General features: G+C 75.2%; 20 protein-coding genes and 1 riboswitch. Of the genes, 15 read left to right on the forward strand and 5 right to left on the reverse strand.

Translation table 11 applies throughout. The features are described 5' to 3' along the window. Positions 1-80 precede the first annotated feature (80 nt). Complete coding sequence (locus tag DMH08_RS05360; RefSeq protein WP_125612091.1) at positions 81-881, forward strand: methyltransferase domain-containing protein; 801 nt, start codon at positions 81-83, stop codon at positions 879-881. Positions 882-888: 7 nt separating this feature from the next. Here the strand turns inward: DMH08_RS05360 and DMH08_RS05365 are convergent, their stop codons facing one another. The 5 genes from DMH08_RS05365 to iscB all read right to left on the reverse strand — a co-directional run bounded on the left by DMH08_RS05365 (position 889) and on the right by iscB (position 6,150). After that, positions 889-2,544, reverse strand: coding sequence for an acetolactate synthase large subunit (locus DMH08_RS05365; protein ID WP_125612093.1), 1,656 nt, complete (start codon positions 2,542-2,544; stop codon positions 889-891). A 96-nt stretch (positions 2,545-2,640) separates the two neighbouring features. Next, positions 2,641-3,660 (reverse strand): LLM class F420-dependent oxidoreductase, encoded by a 1,020-nt coding sequence (locus tag DMH08_RS05370; protein ID WP_125612095.1) that lies wholly within the window; start codon positions 3,658-3,660, stop codon positions 2,641-2,643. 124 nt (positions 3,661-3,784) lie between these two features. Beyond that, positions 3,785-3,985 (reverse strand): DUF397 domain-containing protein, encoded by a 201-nt coding sequence (locus DMH08_RS05375; RefSeq protein WP_026404609.1) that lies wholly within the window; start codon positions 3,983-3,985, stop codon positions 3,785-3,787. Beyond that, on the reverse strand, positions 3,982-4,824 hold the full coding sequence (locus DMH08_RS05380; protein WP_026404608.1) for a helix-turn-helix domain-containing protein: 843 nt from the start codon (positions 4,822-4,824) through the stop codon (positions 3,982-3,984). The genes DMH08_RS05375 and DMH08_RS05380 overlap by 4 nt, the downstream gene beginning before the upstream one ends. A gap of 27 nt (positions 4,825-4,851) precedes the next feature. Further along, on the reverse strand, positions 4,852-6,150 hold the full coding sequence (gene iscB, locus DMH08_RS05385; protein ID WP_125612097.1) for an RNA-guided endonuclease IscB: 1,299 nt from the start codon (positions 6,148-6,150) through the stop codon (positions 4,852-4,854). Positions 6,151-6,743: 593 nt separating this feature from the next. Between iscB and DMH08_RS05390 the strand changes: the two genes are divergently transcribed. From DMH08_RS05390 to DMH08_RS05455, 14 genes are all read left to right on the forward strand, one after another. Then, positions 6,744-7,319 carry an ATP-binding protein gene (locus tag DMH08_RS05390; protein WP_233617409.1) on the forward strand — a complete coding sequence of 192 codons (576 nt, stop codon included), beginning with the start codon at positions 6,744-6,746 and terminating at the stop codon, positions 7,317-7,319. Between the two features lie 57 nt (positions 7,320-7,376). Further along, positions 7,377-7,498, forward strand: a riboswitch (cobalamin riboswitch). A 57-nt stretch (positions 7,499-7,555) separates the two neighbouring features. After that, positions 7,556-9,586 (forward strand): putative cobaltochelatase, encoded by a 2,031-nt coding sequence (locus DMH08_RS05395; protein ID WP_125612099.1) that lies wholly within the window; start codon positions 7,556-7,558, stop codon positions 9,584-9,586. Positions 9,587-9,637: 51 nt separating this feature from the next. Next, positions 9,638-10,252 carry a cob(I)yrinic acid a,c-diamide adenosyltransferase gene (gene cobO, locus DMH08_RS05400; RefSeq protein WP_026404604.1) on the forward strand — a complete coding sequence of 205 codons (615 nt, stop codon included), beginning with the start codon at positions 9,638-9,640 and terminating at the stop codon, positions 10,250-10,252. A gap of 11 nt (positions 10,253-10,263) precedes the next feature. Continuing rightward, entirely contained in the window at positions 10,264-11,628 is a 1,365-nt protein-coding gene (locus DMH08_RS05405) for a cobyrinate a,c-diamide synthase (RefSeq protein ID WP_199747634.1), read from the forward strand. Then, positions 11,625-12,557 (forward strand): GNAT family N-acetyltransferase, encoded by a 933-nt coding sequence (locus DMH08_RS41440; RefSeq protein ID WP_158642253.1) that lies wholly within the window; start codon positions 11,625-11,627, stop codon positions 12,555-12,557. Before DMH08_RS05405 ends, DMH08_RS41440 begins: the two co-directional genes overlap by 4 nt. Next, on the forward strand, positions 12,554-13,012 hold the full coding sequence (locus tag DMH08_RS05415; protein ID WP_026404602.1) for a hypothetical protein: 459 nt from the start codon (positions 12,554-12,556) through the stop codon (positions 13,010-13,012). Before DMH08_RS41440 ends, DMH08_RS05415 begins: the two co-directional genes overlap by 4 nt. A gap of 2 nt (positions 13,013-13,014) precedes the next feature. After that, positions 13,015-13,962, forward strand: a complete 948-nt coding sequence (locus DMH08_RS05420; protein WP_233617411.1) for a hypothetical protein — start codon at positions 13,015-13,017, stop codon at positions 13,960-13,962. Further along, complete coding sequence (locus DMH08_RS39970; protein WP_158642254.1) at positions 13,959-14,498, forward strand: cobalamin biosynthesis protein; 540 nt, start codon at positions 13,959-13,961, stop codon at positions 14,496-14,498. The genes DMH08_RS05420 and DMH08_RS39970 overlap by 4 nt, the downstream gene beginning before the upstream one ends. 17 nt (positions 14,499-14,515) lie before the next feature. After that, the gene (locus DMH08_RS05430) at positions 14,516-15,109 is read left to right on the forward strand and encodes a precorrin-8X methylmutase (protein ID WP_026404601.1); all 594 of its coding nucleotides are present in this window, start codon (positions 14,516-14,518) and stop codon (positions 15,107-15,109) included. After that, positions 15,106-16,140, forward strand: coding sequence for an Rv2231c family pyridoxal phosphate-dependent protein CobC (gene cobC / locus DMH08_RS05435; protein WP_026404600.1), 1,035 nt, complete (start codon positions 15,106-15,108; stop codon positions 16,138-16,140). The genes DMH08_RS05430 and cobC overlap by 4 nt, the downstream gene beginning before the upstream one ends. Before the next feature lie 82 nt (positions 16,141-16,222). Further along, on the forward strand, positions 16,223-17,956 hold the full coding sequence (cobT, locus tag DMH08_RS05440) for a nicotinate-nucleotide--dimethylbenzimidazole phosphoribosyltransferase (RefSeq protein WP_442778627.1): 1,734 nt from the start codon (positions 16,223-16,225) through the stop codon (positions 17,954-17,956). Between the two features lie 150 nt (positions 17,957-18,106). Further along, on the forward strand, positions 18,107-19,369 hold the full coding sequence (gene cobA, locus DMH08_RS05445) for a uroporphyrinogen-III C-methyltransferase (protein ID WP_125612103.1): 1,263 nt from the start codon (positions 18,107-18,109) through the stop codon (positions 19,367-19,369). Further along, the gene (locus DMH08_RS05450; protein ID WP_233617412.1) at positions 19,366-21,483 is read left to right on the forward strand and encodes an AAA family ATPase; all 2,118 of its coding nucleotides are present in this window, start codon (positions 19,366-19,368) and stop codon (positions 21,481-21,483) included. The genes cobA and DMH08_RS05450 overlap by 4 nt, the downstream gene beginning before the upstream one ends. After that, positions 21,480-23,252, forward strand: a complete 1,773-nt coding sequence (locus DMH08_RS05455) for an ABC transporter (RefSeq protein WP_233617413.1) — start codon at positions 21,480-21,482, stop codon at positions 23,250-23,252. Before DMH08_RS05450 ends, DMH08_RS05455 begins: the two co-directional genes overlap by 4 nt. Positions 23,253-23,268: the final 16 nt, after the last annotated feature.

Below are 23,268 nucleotides of genomic sequence, written 5' to 3' on the forward strand. Positions count from 1 at the left end.
GCGTCTCAATATATGAAACATGTTTCTCAAGATACGAGAAGGCGGCGTAGGGTGCGGTCATCGCGAAGGAGAGGTGACCCATGGCCGACCAGGCGACCTACACCCACGGACACCACGAGACCGTCCTGAGCGCCCACCGCCGGCGGACGGTCGAGAACTCGGCCGCCTACCTCGTCGAGCACCTGCGCCCCGGCGCGTCGGTGCTGGACGTCGGCTGCGGCCCCGGCTCGATCACCGCGGGGCTGGCGGAGCGCGTCGCGCCGGGCCGCGTCGTCGGCGTGGACGCCGCCGGGACCGCCGTCGCGGAGGCGCGCGCCGCCGCGGGCGGCGCCGCGAACCTCGAGTTCGCCGTCGGGGACGTCCACGACCTGCGGTTCGACGACGGCGCGTTCGACGTCGTCCACGCCCACCAGGTGCTGCAGCACATCGCCGACCCGGTCGGCGCGCTGCGCGAGATGCGCCGCGTCGCGAAGCCCGGCGGGGTCGTCGCCGTCCGCGAAGCCGACTTCGGCGGCATGGTCTGGCACCCGGACCCGCCCGGCATGGACGCCTGGCTGCCCGTCTACCGCGCGGTCGCGCGCGGCAACGGCGGCGAACCCGACGCCGGACGGCGCCTCGCCGCGTGGGCCCGCGAGGCCGGGTTCGCCGACGTGCGCGCGTCCGCGTCCGCCTGGTGCTTCGCGACGCCGGACGAACGCGAGTGGTGGAGCGAGTCGTGGGGCGGGCGCCTCGCCCGCTCGGCCGTCGCCGACACCGCCGTCGCCGAGGGCCACGCCACCCGCGCGGAACTGGACGCGATCTACGCGGGCTGGAAGGCGTGGGCGGCGGCGGAGGACGGCTGGTTCGCCGTCCTCCACGCCGAGATCGTCTGCCGCGCCTGACCCGCCCTCAGAACGGATCGGTCAGCTCGCCGAGCTTGTCGGTGAGGCGCAGGTTGTGCGAGTAGTCGACCGGGACGGTGACCACCGACACCCCGTCGTCGGCGAGCGCCTTGCGCAGCGTGGGCAGCAGCTCGGCGGCCGACTCGACCCGGTACCCGTGGGCGCCGAAGCTCTCCGCGTACTTGACGAAGTCGGGATTGCCGAACGCGATGTGGGAGCTGCGGCCGAGGTCGAGTTCCATCTTCCACCCGATCAGCCCGTACGCCGAGTCGTCCCAGATCAGCACCGTGATCGGGACGTTCTCCCGGACGGCGGTCTCGAGCTCCTGCGAGTTCATGAGGAACGCGCCGTCGCCGGTCGCCGCCAGCACCTTCCGGTCCGGATGGGCCAGCTTGGCGGCGATCGCGCCCGGCACCGCGAACCCCATCGACGACAGCCCGTTCGACACCAGCAGCGTGTTCGGCTCGTACGTCGGGTACATCCGCGCCATCCACATCTTCACCGCCCCCGTGTCGGCGAGCACGATGTCCTCCCGGCCCATCGCGGCGCGGACGTCCGCGACGATGCGGCGCGGCGAGAGCGGGAACCCCTCCTCGGCGGCCCCCTCGGCCAGCTCGTCCCGCATCAGCTCGCGGATCCTGCGGCCCGTCCCGTTCACGTCGAACCGCCGGTGGACCGAGTCGGCCAGCGCGTACAGCGACCGCGGGATGTCCCCCTGGATCCCGACCTCGACCGCGTAGTGGTCGTCGACCTCGGCGGGCGACGGATGGATGTGGATGATCTTCTTGTCCCCGGACGGGTTGATCTTGACCGGGTCGAACTCCTGCAGCTCGTACCCGACGGTGATGAGCACGTCCGCCTCGTCGAACCCGAAGTTCACGTAGTCGTGCCGCATGAACCCGACCGCCCCGAGCGCGTTGCGGTGGTCGTCCGGGAACACGCCCTTGCCGTTGAACGTCGTCGCGACCGGCAGCCCCAGCCGCTCCGACAGGTACACCAGCGCCGCGCTCGCGCCCTGCCGCGTCGCGCCGTGCCCCGCCAGGACGATCGGGCGCCGCGCGAGCGCCAGGACGTCCGCGGCCCGCGCGACCTGCGACGGCGACGGCTCCTGCGGGCGCACGACGTTCACCGGCAGCGGCGCCAGGCCGACCGGGACCTGCGCCGACTCGACGTCCTCCGGGATCGCCAGGTACACGGCGCCGGGACGCTCGGTCTGCGCGGTCTTGAACGCCTTGCGCACCATCTCCGGGAGCGCCTCGGCGCGCGGCGCCAGCTCCGACCACTTCGTGATCGGCCGGAACAGCGACACCAGGTCGACGATCTGGTGCGACTCCTTGTAGATGCGGTCCAGCCCGACCTGCGCGGAGATCGCGACGACCGGGGTGCTGTTGGTGGTGGCGTCCGCGACGCCGAGCTGCAGGTTGATCGCGCCGGGGCCGAGCGTCGCCGACGCCACGCCCGCCTTCCCGGTGAGCCGGCCGTAGATCTCGGCCATGAACGCGGCGCCCTGCTCGTGCCGGACGAGGACGTAGCGGATCGACGAGTCGTTCAGCGCGTCGACGAAGTGGATGTTCTCCTCGCCGGGGATGCCGAAGACGTACTCGACGCCCTCCGCCTCCAGGGTTCGGACGAGGAGGCGGGCGGCGTCTTCCTGCGCGGACATCGGGTGTCCCTCTTCCCACGTGTGATCTTCGGGGTTCACCCCGTGCAGCGCACCGCGGGCCGCCCGCATTCCCCGGCGAGAACGCGTTCCACCGGCTCAGCCGTCGACGACCTCCTTGATCGCCCGCAGCGTCGGCTCGTCCTTCACCCCGGCGATCAGCAGCGTGGTGACGGGGCTGTCGCGCCACAGCCCCATGCGCTCCTTGATCCGCCCGATCGGCCCGAGCAGCGAGATCGAGTCGGCGAGCTCGTCCGGCACCGCCTTGATCGCCTCCTGGCGCCGGCCGTCCAGGAACAGCTCCTGCACCCGGGCCGCCTGCTCCGCGTAGCCGAGCCGCCCGATGAGGTCGAGGTGGAAGTTGCGCTCGCGGGCGCCCATCCCGCCGATGTAGAACGCGAGCGGGACCTTGGCGAACTCCAGCGCGGACGCCAGGTCGTCGGTGACGATCGTGGTGACGGTCGCCGCGATCTCGAAGCCGTCCGGGCGTCCGGCGAGGGACGCCCCGAACACCGGCTCGATCTGCTCGGGGTCGACGAACAGCGGCAGCCAGCCCTGCGTCGCCCCGGCGGCGAGCGCCACGTTCTTCGGGCCCTCGGCGCCCAGGTAGACGGGGATCTCCGGGCGCACCGGATGCACGATCGACTTCAGCGGCTTGCCGAGGCCCGCGCCGCCCGGCAGCGGCAGCGGGTAGTGCGGCCCGGCACTGGTCACCGGCTCCTCCCGCCGCCACACCTGCCGGACGATGTCGAGGTACTCGCGCGTCCGGGCCAGCGGCTTCGGGAACGGCTGCCCGTACCACCCCTCGACGACCTGCGGGCCGGACGCGCCGAGCCCGAGGATCACCCGTCCGCCCGACAGCGCGTCGAGGGTGAGGGCGTGCATCGCGGTGGCGGCCGGCGTCCGCGCCGACATCTGCACCACCGCGGTGCCCAGCTTGATCCGGGACGTCCGCGCCGCGTACCAGGTGAGCGGCGTGAACGCGTCCGACCCGTACGCCTCCGCGGTGAACACCGAGTCGTAGCCGAGCCGTTCGGCCGCCAGGACGGTGTCGGTCTGGTCCTCCGGCTCGCGCTGCCAGTAGCCGACGTTCACGCCCAGCTTGAGATCCGCGCTCACGATGCAACCCCTTCTCCGCGTTGACGACGCCGCTCGATGGTAGAACACGTTCTACTTTCGCGGAAGCGGGGCGGGCATGCCGGAGGGCCGCGGCCGGGGGAGACCGCGGCCCTCCGGTACCGGGCTATGCCTCCCTGGCGATGGTCAGGAGGGCCTCGAACGCGGCGGGCGTCAGCACCAGGGCCGGGCCGCCGGGGTCCTTCGAATCACGGACAGCGCGCAGATCGCGGGAGAGGGGGGCCACCTCGACGCACTGGTCGCCGCTCCCGCTGTGGGAGGACTTGCGCCATGCGGCCCCGGTCAGGTCGCGCTGCAGGTTGGTCACGGGCTGCTCCTTGCTGCCTCGGCTATGAGGTGCGCGGATTCCTCGGTGGACAAAGCGGCCGCCTCGATCCGATCGAAGCGGTCCCTATGTTTTGCTATTGCCTCCGCGCTCTCAAGGTAAACGTCGCCCATGGTGCCCTCTACGTAGGCGATATCGGGGTCCGCGGGGTCCGGATACGACAATATGGTGAAACGTCCGTCTAGGCCCGCATGCTCCTGCGCTGAGTACGGAAGTACCTGAATGGTGATCGTCGGGCGGTCCGCCGCCTCGATGAGCGCCTCCAGTTGAGCGCGCATCACGCCCGGCCCGCCGATCGGCCGCCGCAGCACCCCCTCGTCGAAGACCACGTGGAGCTGCGGCGCGTTCTCCCGGGTCAGCAGCCCCTGCCGGTGCTTGCGGGCCGAGATGCGGCGCTCGATGTCCTCCTGGTTGGGCAGCAGCCGCCCCGCGGTGATGACCTGGCGCGCGTACTGCTCGGTCTGCAGCAGCCCGTGGATCAGCTGGGGGTCCCAGGTGCGGATGTGCGACGCCTCGTCCTCCAGCGCGACGTAGCTGCCGGCGAAGACGTCCTGGTACGCGGTCCACCAACCCCGCTGGCCCGCCTGCCGCGCCAGCGTGATCAGCGAGTCCCGCTCCGGACTCGGCACCCCGTACAGATCGAGGATGTCGGCGATGTCGCCCGGTTTCGGGCGGGTCTGGCCCGTTTCAAGCCGAGAGATGGTCGCCCGCGACCAGTCGAGCCGGTCCGCGACCTCCTGCAGGGTGAGCTTCTGCTCCTCGCGCAGCCTTCGGATCTCGCGCGCCAGGCGACGGCCGCGAACGGTGGGACGGTAAGTCATTCGAGTTCAGGGACGCTTCCAGGCCCGTCACGGACGAGCGGCGGTCCCTGCCTCCTTTCCGGTGGTGTAGGCATAGCCGTCCGCTCGCTGGAGCAGCCGGAAGCGGATGTGCCGAGCGGTGAACAGCCCGCCTCTCGAGCGGACGGTGAACGTTCCGGAGGAGCGGACGGCGATGCGCCCGGTATGCGTTCCGGCGTTCTTGCCGGACGGGACCACGGCCCGGGCGAGGTCTCCGGTCCGGAACCCGAAAACGTCCTTGCGGCGAGGGAGGCGAAGGCGGGGGAACCCGTGCCTGTCGGGACGAGTGCGGGCGTAGGTGCCGCGGCCCGTGCATCCGACGGCAAGGAAGACGGTGAGGATCTCAGTGATCGAGTCGAGTTCGCCGACGGCGAGCGCGTCGAGCGTGTGCGACTTCGGCAGGTGGTGACGAGTCCTGTTCCATTTGGTGCGGCCTCCTGAGGAGGCGCGCACCGGCATGCGCGCGTCGAGCGCCTTCCACAGTGCCCGGCGTGCGGTGTTCAGCGCGGCGGCGTCCCGCAGGGGCGCCAAGGCGCGAACTTTGATCGAGGCGGCCTTGGCGGGAGCGAAATGCTCCACGGGCAGGTCGCCCTTGGCGCGGTTGCAAGGGATGCACGCCGGCACCAGGTTGCTCACGCGGTCGGAGCCGGCGCGGGAACGGGGAACCACATGGTCGATGTTGAGCGGAACACCGGTGGCGTCGCAGTAGACGCAAGTCCGTCCGAACTTGGCCAGGAGGTACTCGCGAACTTCGTAGCCGTGCAGAGTGCCGTGCTGGTATTCGGCTCCTTCCAGTGGTCGTCCGGCGGCCATGGCGTGCGTGTCGAACGCGGTGCGCTCAAGGTGGGCGGCCGTCACAGGGGCCCATCGGGACAGCCGGTCTACCCAGGAGACGGTGGTCTCGAGGCGGTGCCGCACCGATGGCGCGATCCACCCGTCGGTACGCACGCGGTTGTCGAAGCGAGGGGCTCGGTGACGCAGGTTCGCGGTCCGGCGCCGCCGCCGGTAGGCGGCGCGCTGCCGCAGCTTCTTGCCGATGGCCGAGCCCCGGTGGTCGAGCCTGACGCCGAACCGGGCCCGCCTCTCTTCCCGTCGGGAGGTGAACACGGCCATGCCGGTGTGCCGGGAGCCGGGATCGATACCGATCTCCACGCCGTCGACCCGTGATTCCCGGACGGTGCGGTCTCTGAGGCGGATGACGAACGGCGTGTGCCGCGCGACCACCGCTCGTCCGCTGCTGAGCAGCTTGCGCGCCCGCGGTGGAGTGGTCGGCTGCAGCGGTCTGCCGTTCTTGTCCAGGACGAACACGGCAGGTTGACGTATGCGGACCTCACGGCCCATCTCCCCGCCCCGGTGCGGGACGGGGGTGACGCCGCGGCCGCCAGGTGAAGCGGCCGCGGTCTCCCCTCGACCATGGTCCGTGCCGGGTGCCGCGCTGCGGCGTCCGCGCCTCGTTTCGTCCCTGTTCCTCGGGGTGTCTGCCGACGCGGATTCCAGAGCCGCCTGCTGAGGAAGCACAGACGGGTGGGTCTGCCGTCCTGCACGGAACGTAGCCAACCAGGTCACCTCCAATGCCGTCGGCTCGGTCTGGTAACGGCGCGCCCCCGGCCTCGCGGCCGACGGCGCTCGCCCTCGGGCGGGAACCCGTTACGGGAGTGGAGTCTCCTCACTCGGCGGGTGCGCCACAACGAGATTGCCGCATCCCGGTGCGAAGGCAGGTCGATTTCCCGAAGGCAGTTGCAAAGGTGAGAATCTCACGTAACGCTGGGATCCGTGACTGCTCGGGGACCGAAAGTGACGAGCGAGCCCGCCGCGCACCCCGGGACGTAGTTGCGGGAGGACCCGTGAAGACCTCGTCAGCCCACGTTACGGACGTCCGGACCGCCCACGCGGACGTGCCCGTGAAGGCCGAAACCCGTCTCGCGCCCGGACCGGCCCCGGGCGCGGCGCCGCGATCCGCGCCCCCGCCGGATCCCGCGCACGCCGCGCAGAGCATGGCGGACGCGATGGCCGACGAGCCCGGCGCCCCCGCCGGCACCCGTCCCGGCTGGGTGTGGGCGCTGCCCGGCGGCCCCGGCTGCGCCGGGCACGCGCGCCGCGTGCTGCGCGACGCGCTCGCCGCGCTCGGCGTCCCCCGCGACGTGATCGGCGACGCGCAGCTGATGGTCAGCGAGCTCGCCACCAACGCCCACCAGCACGCCGGCGACCACGGCCCGCACGAGCTGTGGCTGTACTTCGGCGACGACGGGACGGGCGGGGAGGGCGCGGGCGAGGTGCGCTGCGCGGTGTTCGACGCGCTCGCGGACGCCGCGCTGCCGGGCTACTCGTGGACGTCCGGCGACTGCGGCCGCGGTCTCGGGATCGTGCGCGAGCTGTCGGGCGGCCGGTGGGGGGCGCGCCGCACCCGGTCCCGGCTCGGGCCGTCGGTGCGGGGCAAGGCGGTGTGGTTCGCGATCCCGCAGGCGTCGCCGTCCTGAGCGGGGCCGTTCCCCGCGCGGCGCACCGGTGTGCGATCCTTGCGGGCGACGGACGCGGAGGAACCCGGTGCGAATCCGGGGCTGTCCCGCAACTGTGACCAGGGGAGTTCCCTCTCGACAGGGCCACGGCGCATGCCGGAAGGCCGAGGGGGAGCGGTGATCCGGGAGCCAGGAGACTCCGGCCGTCGGACAGTACCGCCATCGGGCGTGGACACCCGAGGAAGGACGAATCCGCGATGCCCCCTGCCGCGCCGGCCCCCGGCTACCCGTTCTCCGCCGTCGTCGGGATGGACGACCTCAAGCTCGCGCTCCTGATCAACGCCGTGTCGCCCGGTGTCGGCGGCGTCCTCGTGCGGGGGGAGAAGGGCACCGCCAAGTCGACGGTCGTCCGGGCGCTGGCCGCCCTGCTCCCGCCGGTGCGGACCGTCCCCGGGTGCCGCTTCTCCTGCGACCCGGACGCCCCCGACCCGGGCTGCCCGGACGGCCCCCACGGCGCGGGGGCCGGTGAGCGGGCCGCCCGGCTGGTGGAGCTGCCGGTGGGCGCGTCCGAGGACCGCCTCACCGGGTCCCTCGACATCGAGCGGGCGCTGACCGAGGGCGTCACGGCGTTCGAGCCGGGCCTGCTCGCCGCCGCGCACCGCGGCGTGCTGTACGTCGACGAGGTCAACCTGCTGCACGACCATCTGGTCGACCTGCTGCTGGACGCCGCCGCGATGGGCGAGTCGCACGTCGAGCGGGAGGGCGTGTCGGTGCGGCACGCCGCGCGCTTCCTGCTGGTCGGCACGATGAACCCCGAGGAGGGGGAGCTGCGGCCGCAACTGCTGGACCGGTTCGGCCTCACCGTCGAGGTGGCCGCCACCCGCGACCCGGCCGAACGGGCCGAGGTCGTCCGGCGGCGGCTCCGGTTCGAGGACGATCCGGCCGGGTTCGCGGCCGGGTGGGCGGCGGCCGAGGCCGCTCTCGCGGCCCGGATCGCGGCCGCGCGGGAGCGGCTGCCGCGGGTCGAGCTGACCGACGCGGCGCTCCGCCGGATCACCGCCGTCTGCGCGTCCTTCGAGGTCGACGGGCTGCGCGCCGACCTGGTGACCGCGCGGGCCGCGATCGCGCTCGCCGCCTGGCACGGCCGTCCGGCGGTCACCGCCGACGACGTGCGGACCGCCGCGCGGCTCGCGCTGCCGCACCGCCGCCGCCGCGACCCGTTCGACGCGCCCGGCCTGGACGCCGACAAGCTGGACGCGGTCCTCGACGAGCACGCCGATGCCGACCCTCCCGAGGTCCCCGAGGGGCCCGACCGCCCGGATGGTCCGGATGGCCGGGATGGCTCCGACGGTCCCGACGGACCGGACGACGACGGCCCCGGCGGTCCGGACGACGACGGGTCCGGTGGCGGGGTGCGGCCGGACGTGCGGGGAGACGACGCGAACGGCTCCGCGCCGCCTGAGCCGTCCGGTGGGGAGGGGAGCGGCGAGAGCGAACCCGCGCCGGCGGACGCCGCCTACAAACCGCGCCTGTTCACCGTTCCCGGTGTCGGTGCGGGCGCGCCGGGGCGGCGTTCCAAGGCGCGCAGCCCGTACGGACGGGTGTCGGGTGCGCGTCCGGGCGCGCGCGGGCTGCACTTGACCGCGACGCTCCGCGCTGCCGCCCCGCACCAGAGCGCGCGCGGGCGGAGCGGCACGGGCCTGATCGTCCGGTCGGGGGATTTGCGCGAGGCCGTCCGGGACGGGCGCGAAGGCAACCTCGTCCTGTTCGTGGTGGACGCGAGCGGGTCGATGGCCGCGCGCGCCCGGATGCGCGCGGTGAAGGGCGCGGTCCTGAGCCTGCTGTTGGACGCCTACCAGCGCCGCGACAAGGTCGGGCTGATCACGTTCCGGGGCTCGGCGGCCGAGGTGGCGCTGCCGCCGACCTCGTCGGTGGAGGCGGGGGCGCGCCGCCTGGAACGGCTGCCCACGGGCGGCCGGACGCCGCTGTCGGCCGGGCTGCTGCGCGCGGCGGACGTCCTGCGGGTGGAGCGGCTCCGGGACCCGGCGCGCCGTCCGCTCCTGGTCGTGGTGACCGACGGGCGCGCGACGCACGGTCCCGATCCGGCGGCCGCGGCGGCGCGGCTGGCGGGTGTCGCGGCGGTGGTCGTCGACTGCGAGTCCGGCCCGGTGCGGCTGGGGCTGGCCGGGGCGCTCGGCGCGCGGCTCGCCGCCGAGGTCGTCCGGCTGGACGACCTGGCCGCCGACTCGCTCGCGGGCGTGGTCCGGGCCTCCCGCCGTGCCGCCTGACCCCTGCCGGGGCGGGCGCGCGGAGTTCTGACGACGTGGAAGGGATCGAGGATGCCGCAGGGGAAGCCGGAGTACGTGCCGGAGGACGGGCTCACGACGCGGCAGCGGCGCAACCGGCCGCTGGTGATGGTGCATACGGGGCCGGGCAAGGGGAAATCGACGGCGGCGTTCGGGCTGGCGTTGCGGGCGTGGAACCAGGGGTGGCCCATCGGGGTGTTCCAGTTCGTCAAGTCCGCCAAGTGGCGCATCGGGGAGGAGAACGCGCTGCGCGCGCTTGGGCGGCTGCACGGGGAGACGGGCGAGGGCGGTCCGGTCGCATGGCACAAGATGGGCGAGGGCTGGTCGTGGATCCAGCGGCCGGGCAGCGAGGACGACCACGCGGCGGACGCGCGTGAGGGCTGGGAGCAGATCAAGCGGGATCTGCAGGCCGAGACGTACCGCCTTTACGTCCTGGACGAGTTCACCTACCCGATGAAATGGGGATGGGTGGACGTCGACGACGTCGTGGCGGCGCTCCGGGAACGGCCCGGCAACCAGCACGTGGTGATCACCGGGCGGGACGCCGATCCGCGGCTGGTCGAGTCGGCCGATCTGGTGACGGAGATGGGCAAGGTCCGGCACCCGATGGATCGCGGGCAGAAGGGGCAGAAGGGCATCGAGTGGTGAACGTTCCGCGGCTGGTGATCGCGGCGCCGGCGTCCGGGAGCGGCAAGACGACGGTCGCGACCGGGCTGATGGCGGCGCTCGCGGGCCGGGGCGCGGCCGTCTCGCCGCACAAGGTGGGGCCCGACTACATCGACCCGGGCTACCACGCGCTGGCCACCGGGCGGCCCGGCCGGAACCTGGACCCGTGGCTCGTGGGGGAGGACCGGATCGTCCCGCTGTTCCTGCACGGGGCGGCGGGCGCCGGGATCGCGGTCGTCGAGGGCGTGATGGGCCTGTACGACGGGCGGACGGGCAGCGGGGACCACGGCGGCGGCGACTTCGCGTCGACCGCGCACGTGGCGGCGCTGCTGGACGCGCCCGTGGTGCTCGTCGTGGACGCCTCGGCGGCGGCCGGGCGGTCCGTCGCGGCGCTCGTCCACGGCTTCCGGTCGTTCGGGCCGGTGCGGGTCGGCGGCGTGATCCTCAACCGGCTCGGGTCGGACGCGCACGAGGCGATGTGCCGGGACGCGCTCGACGACCTGGGCGTGCCGGTGCTCGGGGCGCTGCGGCGGCACGCGGACGCGGCGGCGCCGTCCCGGCACCTGGGGCTGGTCCCCGCCGCGGAGCGGGACGCCGACGCGGTCGCGAGCGTGCGGCGGCTCGGGGAGCTGGTCGCGGCGTCGTGCGACCTCGATGCCCTGGAGGCGCTGGCGCGGTCGGCGCCGCCGCTCGCCGCGGAGCCCTGGGACCCGGCCGCGGAGGCGGCGGAAGCCGGGGGCGCGGGCCGGGTGCGGCCGCGGATCGCGGTGGCCGGGGGAGCGGCGTTCACCTTCGGGTACGCGGAGAACGCGGAGCTGCTGGCGGCCGCGGGCGCCGAGGTCGTCCGGTTCGACCCGCTGCGGGACGAGTCGCTGCCGGAGGGCACGCGCGGCCTGGTCGTCGGCGGCGGGTTCCCCGAGGTGTACGCGGCGGAACTGGCCGCGAACGGGCGGCTGCGGGCGGAGCTGGCCGCGTTCGCCGGTGCGGGACGTCCCGTCTACGCCGAGTGCGCGGGGCTCCTTTACCTCGCGCAGGAGCTGGACGGTGCGCCGATGTGCGGCGTCCTGGACGGTGTGAAAGCGGCCATGGCCCCGCGCCTGACGCTGGGCTATCGTGCCGCCGTGGCGGTGGCCGACTCCGTCGTCGCCCGGACGGGCGAGCGGGTGCACGGTCACGAGTTCCACCGCACGGTGACGGATCCCGTCCACGGGGACACGGCCGCCTGGCAGTGGTCCACGTCCGGTCCGGCGGGGTTCGTGCAGGGCGACTGTGTCGCGTCCTACCTCCACCTGCACTGGGCCGGGTCGCCCCGGTTCGCGAGCAGACTGGTCGACGCCTGCGGTAGGGAGCGCGGTTGAACGCCTTCGAGGGAAAAGTGCGCCTGGAGGGGGAGCGGATCGTCCTGCGCCCGTTCTGCCTGGACGACGCGGCGGAGCTCATCGAGGTGATCCGCGCCCGGGAGGACTGGCTCCCGCCCAACTTCCCCACCGCGCTCAACGCCGAGACGATCGCGTGGTTCCTGCGGGAGGGCATCCACAAGGTCCAGCAGTACGGCCTCGGCATCCACCTGGCGATCACGGACGGGGACGGCGGGCTCCTGGGGACGATCGGGCTGTTCAAGGTCGACTGGACGCAGGGCACGTGCGAGGTCGGATACGGGATGCGGCCAAGCGCGCGCGGGAACGGGTACGCGACCGAGGCGCTCCGCGTGGTGTCGGACTGGGCGCTGCAAGACTGCGGCCTGTACCGGGTGGAGTTGCGCGCGCTCGTCACCAACGCGCCGTCCATCCGGGTGGCGGAGAAGGCGCGGTTCTGGCGGGAGGGACGCGCGCGCGGCGCCGAGGTCGAGGACGGCGCCAACCAGGACATGTTCGTGTTCAGCCGCATCGCGCCCGACCTGCGGGACGAGCGGCCCGCGCGGCTCGTGCCGGTGGACGTCGGCCCGGGCGATCCGGAGCTGGTCACCGTCCGGGCGCTGCGGCTGCTGCACGAGGCCGACGCCGTGCTCGTCGCCGACGCGCCCGACGCTCCCGTGCGCGCGCACACGACCCGGGTCCGGCGGGTGGACGGCGACCCCGCCGCCGCCGTGCTCGCCGCCCTGGACGGCGGCGCCCGCACGGTCGCGTTCGCGCTCGGCGACCCGGCCGTCTTCCGGGAGGCGGCGCGCGGCGTCGTGGCGGCGCGCCCCGGCGTGCTGATCGATCCGCCGCTCCCCGGCGCGCCGGGTCCGTCCGCGGACGGACCCTCCGGGAGGCTCGTCGCCCACGACGGGGAGGGACGGGCATGATCGACGAGACGCTGGTGATGTACGGCGGCGGCGCGGAGGACGCGGCCCGCAGGATGCTGCCGAAGCTGCCGGACGGCTGCTTCGCGCCGGTCGACCTGGACGCGCTGCGGGAGGCCGCCGGGCGCGGAATCCGGCAGGTCGTCCTCGTCGCCGGGCTGGCCGACCAGGCCGCCATCGTCGGCCCGGTGCTGGGCGAGATCACCGCCGACATGGCGGGCGACGCCGAGGGCGGCGCGCTCGCCGCCGCGGTCGCCGCGGCCGACGCCGCCGCCGACCCGGGGCGCGCCTACGCGCTGTGGGAGGCCGCCGGACGGCTCGGGCCGTGCGGCCGCGAGCTGTGCCGCCGCACCGCGGGCGAGCTGGAGCGCCGGGCCGGGTCGGTGGCGGCCCAGGTGGTCCTGGTGGACGCCTCGGGCGAGCGCATGGTCGGCATGTTCGGGCGCATGGCGCGGTAGGCATGGACGGATCCCTCGTGATCCGCGCGTGCGCGCGCGCCGGTCTGCCGTGGGAGGACGCGTTGATCGTGTCGGCGCACGAGCTGCGCCGTGCGGTGAACGCGTGCCGCGCCCACCCGAAGGTCGCGGTGCTGACCGCTCCTGGCGCGGGCCCGGCGGAACTGGCGCGCGCGCTGTTCCCGCAGACCCCGCGCACGTTCGTCGTCTGCGAGGACCTCGACGGACCGGACGAACGCGTGGTGCGCGTCCGTCCGGCCGAGGCGACCACGCGTCCCTGGAACGCCCCGCAGGTCGTGCTCGTCCTGGACGAGCGCCGCCCGCCGGACGGCCCCGGCTGGACCGCGCGCCCGCCGGGCCCGGACGGCTGGGCGCTGGACGGCTTCGACGGCGCGGCCCTCGCGCCCGAGACCAGGGCGTTCGTCCTCGCCAGGCTCGGCCCGCGCACGGGCGACCTGGTGTGGGACCTCGGGTCCGGCGTCGGCTCCGTCGCGGCCGAGTGCGCCCGGTTCGGCGCGGCCGCGGTCGCCGTGGGGGCGGACGCGGCGTCCTGCGAGCGGATCCGCGCGGCCGTCCGCGCCCGCCGCGTGCGGGTCGCGGTGGCGCGCGGCGCGCTCCCGTCCGTCCTCGACCACCTCCCGGACCCGGACGCCGTGTTCCTGGCCGGAGCGGAGGCCGCGTCCGTCCGCGCCTGCGCGGACCGCGCCCCGGACCGGTTCGTTGCGACGGCGGACGAGCGCCGGGTGCCCGAGATCGTGGACGTCCTGGCCGGGGCGGGTTTCACCGCCCGGGCCGCCGCGTTCGGCGTGACACCTCTCGTCCCGCCGCAGTCCGGCGGCTCGGGGGTGCCGGGCCCGCCGGTGACCCTCGTCTGGGCGCGTCGCGCCGCTCCCGAACCCGTCCGGCCCGCCCCGGCGCGGCGCCGCCCGGTCGAGCGGACCCCGCCGCTGTGACCGCCGCGACGCACGTCGCGGTGCTCGGCGTCGGCGTGTCCGCGGCCGCCGGTGCGGACGAGGTCGGCGCGCTGCTGGACGCCGTCCTGCGGCGGGCGGGCGTGCGCCCCGGCGCCGTCTGGTGCGCCGCGACCGCCGAGGGGCGGCGCGGCGAGCCCGCCGTCCGCGCCGCCGCCCGGGTCCGCGGCCTGCCGCTCGTCGCCTACCCTGTGCCCGTGCTCGCGCAGGTCACGGTGCCGAACCCGTCGGACGTCGCGCGCCTGCGGGCGGGCACGCCGAGCGTCGCGGAGGCCGCGGCGCTGCACGCCGCCCGCGCGCTGTGCGGCGGCCCCGTCCGCCTCGCGGTCCCCAAGCGCGCCTCCGGCCGCGCGACCGCCGCCCTGGCGATCGCGACCGCCGCCGTCGAACCGGACACGGCGCGCGCATCCCGGCATGTGTCCGCAACCCGGCATGGGGGTGTAGAAGCCGTGAAACCCTGGTACTTCCTCCCGGAGCGGCACGCGCCCGGGGACGGCGACAGCGAGGATTGCCCGTGACCCAGCAGGAGGCTCCTGTGAGCGTACGCCAGCCGCATCCGGTGGAGATCAGGTCGTATGAGATCCTGCGGTCCCGCGTCGACCTGTCGCCGATGCCGCCGCTGTGGCGGGCGGTCGCCGAGCGGGTCGTCCACGCCACCGCCGACCTGGAGTACGCGGTCGACCTGGTGACCGAGGAGGAGTCCCTCCGGCGCGGCTGGGAGGCGCTGCGCTCCGGCGCGCCGATCGTCACCGACGAGGGCATGGTCGCCGCCGGGATCACCGCGCGGGAGACCGTCTGCCACGCCGCCGACCCGGCCGCCGCGCGGATGTCGCGGGCCGCGGGCATCACGCGTCCGGCCGCGGCCGTCCGGCTCGCGTACGCCGACGTGGGGCCCGGCGCGGTGTGGGTCGTCGGATCGGCGCCCGAGGCGATCTTCGAGATCATCGACCGGCGGGTCGGCCCGGCGCTGGTCATCGGCGTCCCGGTCGGGTTCGTCGGCGCCGCCGAGGCGAAGGAGGCGCTGCGCGCCAGCGGGCTGCCGCAGCTCAGCAACGTGTCCGAGAAGGGCGGCTCCGCGGTCGCCGCCGCGGCCGTCAACGCCCTGCTGTACCACGAGGGGGCCCGGTGACCGCGGGCACGGCGGGACGCGGGATCGACCTGCGGCACCACGGGGACGCCGAGATCGGGGACGGCCTCGCCGACTTCGCCGTGAACGTGCGGACCGGCATGCCGCCCGCCTGGCTCGCCGACCGGATTCGCGCGTCGGTCGCCGACCTGGCCGCCTACCCCGACCCGCGGGCGGCGCGCCGCGCGGTGGCGCGGCGGCACGGCCGCTCGGTCGAGGAGGTGCTGCTCACGGCGGGCGCCGCCGAGGCGTTCGTGCTGCTCGCGCGGGTGCTGGCGCCGGAACACGCCGTCGTGGTGCACCCGCAGTTCACCGAGCCGGAGGCCGCGCTGCGGGCGGCCGGGCACGACGTCGAGCGCGTCGTGCTCGGCGCGGACTTCGTGCTCGACCCCGCGGCGGTGCCGCCCGCCGCCGACCTCGTCGTGATCGGGAACCCGACGAACCCGACGTCGGTGCTGCACCCGGCCGCGGCGGTCGCCGCGCTCGCCCGCCCCGGCCGGACGGTCGTCGTGGACGAGGCGTTCATGGACTGCGTGCCCGGCGAGCCCGAGTCGCTCGCCGCGCGGCTGCCCGCCGGGGTCGTCGTGATCCGGTCGCTCACCAAGACGTGGGGGCTGGCGGGGCTCCGCGCCGGGTACGTGCTGGCCGCGCCCGCTCTCGTGGCCCGGCTGGCGGAGGCGCAGCCGCTGTGGGCGGTGTCCACGCCCGCGCTCGTCGCCGTCGAGGAGTGCTCCACGCCCGAGGCCGTCGCGGAGGCCGAGAAGTGGGCCGTGGAACTCGGGACCGAACGGGACCGGCTGGCCGCCGAACTCACCGGCCGGGGCCTGTACGTCGTCCCCGGCGCGCGCGCGTCGTTCCTTTGCGTCCGCATCCCCGACGCCCTCGGCATCAGGGCACTGCTACGGCAACGCGGTTACGCGGTCAGGCGCGGCGACACCTTCCCCGGGCTCGGCCCCGACTGGCTCCGCATCGCCGTCCGGGACCGCGCGTCCAACGAGACCCTTCTGGAGGTCATGGGTGAGCTCGGCATCTGACGGCCCCGGACCGGACGGCCCCGGACCGGACGGCCCCGGACCGGGCGACTTCCCACCGGGTGACTTCGCGCACGCTTTCCCGGTGGACGAACGTCGCGCCGTCCACCGAGCCATCGCCGAACGGCGCGACGTCCGGGACGGCTTCCTGCCCGACCCCGTCGACGACGGCGTCCTCACCCGGATCCTCGAGGCCGCGCACCGGGCACCGTCCGTCGGGCTGACCCAGCCCTGGGACTTCCTCATCGTCCGGGACGCCGCAAAGCGCGAACGCATCCGCGCCCTGGCGGAACGCCAACGCGACGGCTACGCCGCCACGCTGCCGCCCGCGCGCGCCGCCCGCTTCGACGGGCTCAAGATCGAGGCCATCCGCGAGGCGCCGGTGAACATCGCCGTCACCTGCGACCCCACCCGCGGCGGACGCAACCCGCTCGGCCGCCACGCCCAGCCGAGCACCGCCCAGTACTCGGTGGCCTGCGCCGTCCAGAACCTGTGGCTGGCCGCCCGCGCCGAAGGGCTCGCCGCCGGCTGGGTCAGCTTCTTCGACGAGCGCGAGCTGGCCGCCGAGCTCGGCCTGCCCGCCGACGTCGAGGTCGTCGCCTACCTGTGCGTCGGGCACGTGACCGGGTTCCCGCCCGCGCCCGTCCTCGACCTGACCGGCTGGGCGCGCCGCAGGCCCCTCGCCTGGGCCGTCCACGACGAGGAGTACGGGCGGCGCGCGCTGCCCGGGAAGGAAGCCGTGCACATGATCGAGCAGACGGTCGCCGCGATCGCGCCGCCGGACGAGGCCGCGATCCGCGATGCCCGCGAGCACCAGGCCCGCCTCACCAAGCCGCCGGGGTCCCTCGGCGTGCTGGAGGAGGTGTCGGTCCGGCTCGCCGGGCTCGCCGGGCACTGCCCGCCGCCGCTGCCCGAACCGGCCGCCGTCGCGGTGTTCGCCGCCGACCACGGCGTCCACGCGCAGGGCGTCACGCCCTGGCCGCAGGAGGTCACCGCCCAGATGGTGGCGAACTTCCTCGCGGGCGGCGCGGTCGTCAACGCGTTCGCCGGGCAGGTCGGCGCCGAGGTCAGCGTCGTGGACGTCGGCGTCGCCGCCGACCTGGACGCCGCCCCCGGCCTGCTCCGCCGCAAGATCGCGCACGGCACCGCCGACATGACGCGCGGCCCCGCGATGACCGGCGAGCAGGTGCGCCGCGCCGTCGAGACCGGCATCGAGGTGGCCCGCGAACTGGTCTCGGCGGGCGCCCGCTGCCTGGTCACCGGCGACATGGGCATCGCGAACACCACCGCGTCCGCCGCGCTGATCGCCGCGTTCACCGGCCTGCCGCCCGAGCGCGTCACCGGCCGGGGGACGGGCGTGGACGACGCCACGCACGCCCGCAAGGTCGAGATCGTCCGCGCGGCGCTCGCCCGGCACGGCCTCCTGGACGGCGCGGGCGACCGGGACCCCCTGGACGTCCTGGCCGCGGTCGGCGGCCTCGAGCACGCCGCGCTCGCCGGGTTCGTCCTCGGCGGCGCCGCCCTGCGCGTCCCGGTCGTCCTGGACGGCGTGATCGCCGGGGCCGCCGCGCTCGCCGCGGCCGCGCTGTGCCCGGACGCCCTGCACGCCTGCGTCGCCGGGCACCGCTCCGCCGAGCCCGGGCACGCCGCCGCCATCGACCGGCTGGGGCTGCGCCCGCTGGTCGACCTGGAACTGCGGCTCGGCGAGGGGACCGGCGCTCTGCTCGCGCTCCCGCTGGTCCAGGGCGCCGTTCGGGTGCTGCACGAGGTCGCCACGTTCGATTCGGCGGGCGTCAGCGGGAAGGACGCGGCGCCGTAACGACATGATCACGGACTGAGTCACGCTCGGCTATCGACTCACCGGAGCCCCTCTCCATGGACTCCCCAAGCCGAGTAACGTTGTTGAACGAAGAAACTTGTCGGTCACCGGCGCCCGCAAGTCAACCGTACGAGCGAGAGATTCCCCGACGTGCCCCCGTACCTGCTAGGTCTGCGACTCGCCGGGCGACGCGTCGTCGTCGTCGGCGGCGGACGGGTCGCCCAGCGCCGCGTCCCGGCGCTGCTGGCGGCCGGCGCCGAGGTCGTGCTGGTGTCGCCCGAGGTGGCCGCGTCCCTGGAGGCGCTGATCGACGACGGCCGGGTCGTCTGGCACCGCCGCCGCTACGCCCCCGGCGACTGCGCGGACGCCTGGCTCGTCCAGGCCGTCACCGACGACGCCGAGGTCAACGGCGCGGTCGTCGCCGAGGCCGAGGCCGCCCGGATCTGGTCCGTGCGCGCCGACGACGCCGAGTCGTCCCCCGCCTGGACGCCCGCGAGCGGCCGCGCCGGCGACGCGACGGTCGGGGTGCTGCTGGGCGGCGACCCGCGCCGCGCCGCCGGCATCCGCGACGCCGTCGTGGACGGCCTGCGCGACGGCGCCCTCGAAGCGCGGGAGTCCCGCACCAAGCCCGCGGGCGTGGCGCTCGTCGGCGGCGGCCCCGGCGACCCCGGGCTGATCACCGTCCGCGGGCGGCGGCTGCTCGCGATGGCCGACGTCGTCGTCACCGACCGGCTCGCCCCCGCCGAGCTGCTCGACGAACTGCCCGACGACGTCGAGGTCATCGACGCCGCGAAGATCCCCTACGGGCGCACCGTCACCCAGGAGCGCATCAACGACCACCTCGTCGAGCAGGCCAAGCGCGGGAAGTTCGTCGTCCGCCTCAAGGGCGGCGACCCGTTCGTGTTCGGCCGCGGCGGCGAGGAGGCGCTGCACTGCGCCCGCCACGGCGTCCCGGTGACGGTCGTCCCCGGGATCACCAGCGCCGTCGCCGTGCCGTCGGCCGCGGGCATCCCGGTCACCCACCGGGGCGTCGCGCAGGAGTTCCACGTGGTCTCCGCGCACGTCCCGCCGGACCACCCCGACTCCACGGTCGACTGGGCGGCGCTCGGCCGCGCCCACGGCACGCTCGTCCTGCTCATGGCGGTCGAGCGGATGCCCCTCATCGCCGAGACCCTCGTGCGCTATGGTCGAGCGTCCGACACGCCGGTCGCCGTGATCCAGGACGGCACCCGGCCCGCCCAGCGGACCGTCACGGCCACCCTCGCCACGGTCGCGGACGCGATGGCGGCCGCCGGCGTCCGGCCCCCGGCGATCGTCGTGGTGGGCGACGTGGTGGCCGTGGGACGCGAGATCGACATGATCCGAGCCGACGAACGAGCCGACATTCCAGCCGACATGGGACGGGATCCGTGACACCCCCCGCAGAGCAGAGCGCGGTTCACGACGAGGAGGCGGGCACCGGCCCGGGCACCGGCGAACGGGACCCCGCGGCGCCCGAGCCGCGGGCGGCGTCCGAGGGACGCGCCGTGCCCGCCGCCCGGGACGAGCCGGACGCCGCGTCCGGCGCCGCCCCCGAGCACGACGCGAGCAAAAAGGAGAAGGCCAGGGGAAGGCACGCGCGCAAGGACAACCTGGGTAAGGACGACTCGGGTAAGGACGACCTGCGCAAGGACGACCCGGGTAAGGACGACCCGCGCGGGGACGGCGGAAACGGTGGCGACGGCGAGCAGGCCGTGCCCGAGGCCGCCACCGCGCCCGAGGCCGGTGTCGGGCCCGAGGCCGCCACCGCGCCCGAGGTCGGCGAGCGGGCCGCGCGGCGCGACCCGCGCGACGGCGCCGGGACCGTCCGGCAGGGCGAGCTGATCCAGGCGCTGACCGCGCTCCGCGAGCGGCTCGGCGCGTTCGAGTTCGTCCTCGACCTGCCCGGCGCCGCCGACGCCAAGGAACTCCGCGACGAGCTGCGCGCCCAGATCGAGGACTACGTCCTCCCGCGCATCCAGGCGGCCGGCACCCCGCTGCTGGTGGTCCTCGGCGGATCGACCGGCGCGGGCAAGTCGACGCTGGTCAACACGCTCGTCGGGTCCCGCGTCAGCGCCACCGGCGTGCTGCGCCCCACCACCAGCAGCCCGATCCTGGTCTGCCACCCCGACCACGCCGACTGGTTCCTGGAGGGGCCGCTGCTGCCCGGCATGGGACGCGTCCGCGGCCCCGCGCCGGACGCCATCGCCGGCGACCAGCTCGTCGTCATCGCCAGCGACGCGCTGCCGCCCGGCCTCGCCCTCCTCGACAGCCCCGACTTCGACTCCGTCTTCGAGGACCACTACGAGTTCGCCACGAAGCTGATGGCGGCCGCCGACCTGTGGCTGTGCGTCACCACCGCCGCCCGGTACGCCGACGCGATGGTGTGGCAGATGATCGAGCGCGCGAAGGAGAACGGCGCCACGGTCGGCGTCGTCCTGTCGCGCGTCCCGCAGGGCGCCGCGGGCGCGGGCGCCGCCGAGGTCGTGGAGCACTTCGGCGAGATGCTGGACGAGCACGGCCTCGGCGACGCGCGGAGGTTCACCGTCCCCGAGACCCGCATCGAGGAGAGCCGCCTGCCGGAGGAGGCCGTCGCCGACGTCCGCGCCTGGCTCACCGGCGTCGCCGCCGACACCTCCGGCCGCGAGATCGTCGTCGGCGACACCCTCGCCGCCGTCCTGGACAGCATCCGCGACCGCGTCTCCGAGATCGGCGAGCACGTCGAGGCGCAGGCCGGGCAGCGCGCCGAACTGGCCCGCGCCGTCGAGACCGGCTACGGCACCGCCCTCGCCGAACTCGACGAGGCCACCCGCGACGGCTCCCTCCTGCGCGGCGAGGCGCTCGCCCGCTGGCAGGACTTCGCAGGGACGGGCGACCTGCTGCGCTCCCTGCACGTCCAGCGCGCGCGCAAGGGGCGCGGCTCCAACCGGCGGCGCCGCAGCCCCACCCGTGTGCGCGCGCTCAAGGCCGCCCTGCGCAGCAGCCTCGAATCGACGATCCTCGCGTCCGCCGAACGCGGCGCCGAGCACGTCCTGGCGCTGTGGCGCGAGCATCCGGAGGGCGGCCCCGTCGTGTCCGGCCCCGCCGCCGAGATCGGCACCGTCTCCCCGGAACTCGCCCGCCGCGTCACCCGGGCCGTCAGCGCCTGGCAGGACCACGTCCAGGAACTCATCCGCACCGAAGGCGTCACCAAGCGCTCGGTCGCGAAGCTGGTCTCGTTCGACACCGAGGCGGTCTCGCTCGTCCTGACCGTCGGGCTGCTCGGCCACGGCGCCGGGGACGACGAGGGCGGCGCCGTCCCGCAGCGCCTGCTCAAGGCCCTGTTCGGCGCCGAGTCCCTCCGCGGGATGGGCGCCAAGGCCCGCGCCGACCTGCGCAGCCGCATCGGGATGCTGTTCGACGAGGAGGCGATCCGGTTCGGGCAGGTCCTCGACACCGTCGGCATCCCCGACGAGACCGTCCCCGTCCAGCTGTACCAGGCCACCTACAACCTCGAGGTTGCCCGATGACGACATCGGCCGTCCCCGCGAACCCGCCGGCGGGCTCCCCGGCCGGCACCGGCCCGATCCCCGTTTCGCCCGACGCCGAGGCCGCCGGGGCCGCCGGGTCCGCCGCCGCGCCCGCCCTCACCGACCGCCTCGACGGCCTCGACCGGCTCGTCCAGGCGGGCACCGGACGGCTCGACCGGCCCCTCCTCGAGGAGGCGGGGGCCCTCCTCGACCGCGCCGGGCAGCGGCTCAAGCTGTCCGGGGAGCACACCGTCGTGACCCTCGCCGGCGGCACCGGCAGCGGCAAGTCGTCCCTGTTCAACGCCATCTGCGGCCTCGAACTGTCGCCCCCCGGCATGCGCCGCCCGATGACGTCCAAGGCGCACGCCTGCGTCTGGGGCCTCGACGGCGCCGGCCCGCTCCTCGACTGGCTCGACGTCGACAAGAAGCACCGCTTCGCCCGCGCCGGCGCCGCCGACCGCGCCGACGGCTCCCTCCAGGGCCTCGTCCTGCTCGACCTGCCCGACCACGACTCGATCCAGGCGATGCACCGCGCCGAGGTCGACCGGTTCGTCACCGTCGCCGACCTGCTCGTCTGGGTCGTCGACCCGCAGAAGTACGCCGACGCGTCCCTGCACCGCAACTACATCGTCCCGTTCGCCCGGCACACCGGCGTCACCCTCATCGTCCTCAACCAGGTCGACCGGCTCGGCCCCGCCGAGATCGACGACTGCGTCGCCGACCTGCGCCGCCTCCTCGAGGCCGAAGGGCTCGCCGACCCTCGCATCGTGACGTCGTCCGCCGTCGCCGAGGGCGGCGTGACGGGCTTCCGCGAGGTCCTCGTCGACACCGTCGCCGCCCGCCGCGCCCGCACCGAGCGGCTCGCCACCGACATCGACCGGATCGCCGAGCGCTTCGCCGAGCACCGCCTCGACGCCGAACCGCCGACCACGATCGACGACGGCCGCCGCGCCGAGCTCGTCCAGGCGTTCGGCGACGCCGCGGGCGCCCCCGCCGTCGCCGAGGCCATGGAGAGCGCCTACGAGCTGCGCGCCGCCGACTTCATCGACTGGCCCGTCACGACCCTGGTCACCCGCCTGCGCTCCGACCCGCTCCGCCGGATGCGCCTCACCGAGCTCCGCGAGGAGCTCCGCGGCGCCTTCACCGGCCCCGTCGGCGCCCAGCAGGGCGACGTGGACGTCGCGCTGCACGGCGTCGCCGAGGGCGTCGCCCCCGAACTGCCCGTGCACTGGGCCCGGTCCGTCCGGATGGCGGCCCGCTCCCGCGCCGCCGAGATCCCCGAAGCCCTCGGCGAATCCCTCCGCGCCGCCCTGCCGAGCTTCAACCAGGTGCCGCGCTGGTGGTGGCTGGTCAAGACCTGGCAGTACTTCCTCGCGCTCGTCGCGGCCCTCAGCGCCGTGTGGATCGCCGTCCTCGTCGGCTACGGCGCCATGGACGCCGACGCCCCCGGCCCCCTCGGCGACGCGGGCCTGATCCCCTACGTCGCCGTCCTGGCCCTGTGCACCCTCGGCATGGGCCGCCTCACCACCTCGGCCTGCCGCAACCTGGTGGCCCTCTCGTCCGCCAAGCACGGCGACAAGATGGAGGAGCACATGCGCGAGGGCATCGAGCGGGTCGCCCGGGAGAAGGTCATCGAGCCCGTCGAGGCCGACCTGCGCGCCTACGCCGACTTCCGCCGCGACGTGGACGTCGCCCTCGGCAAGGAGCCCGGGCGGGCGCCCGAAGGGGCGCCCGAGGGGGCGGGCCCGGCCGGGCCGCGCGCCGAGTAAGGGGTCGCCGCGCCCG

The sequence above is a fragment of the Actinomadura sp. WAC 06369 genome (assembly GCF_003947565.1).
Classification (GTDB): Bacteria; Actinomycetota; Actinomycetes; order Streptosporangiales; family Streptosporangiaceae; genus Spirillospora; species Spirillospora rifamycini.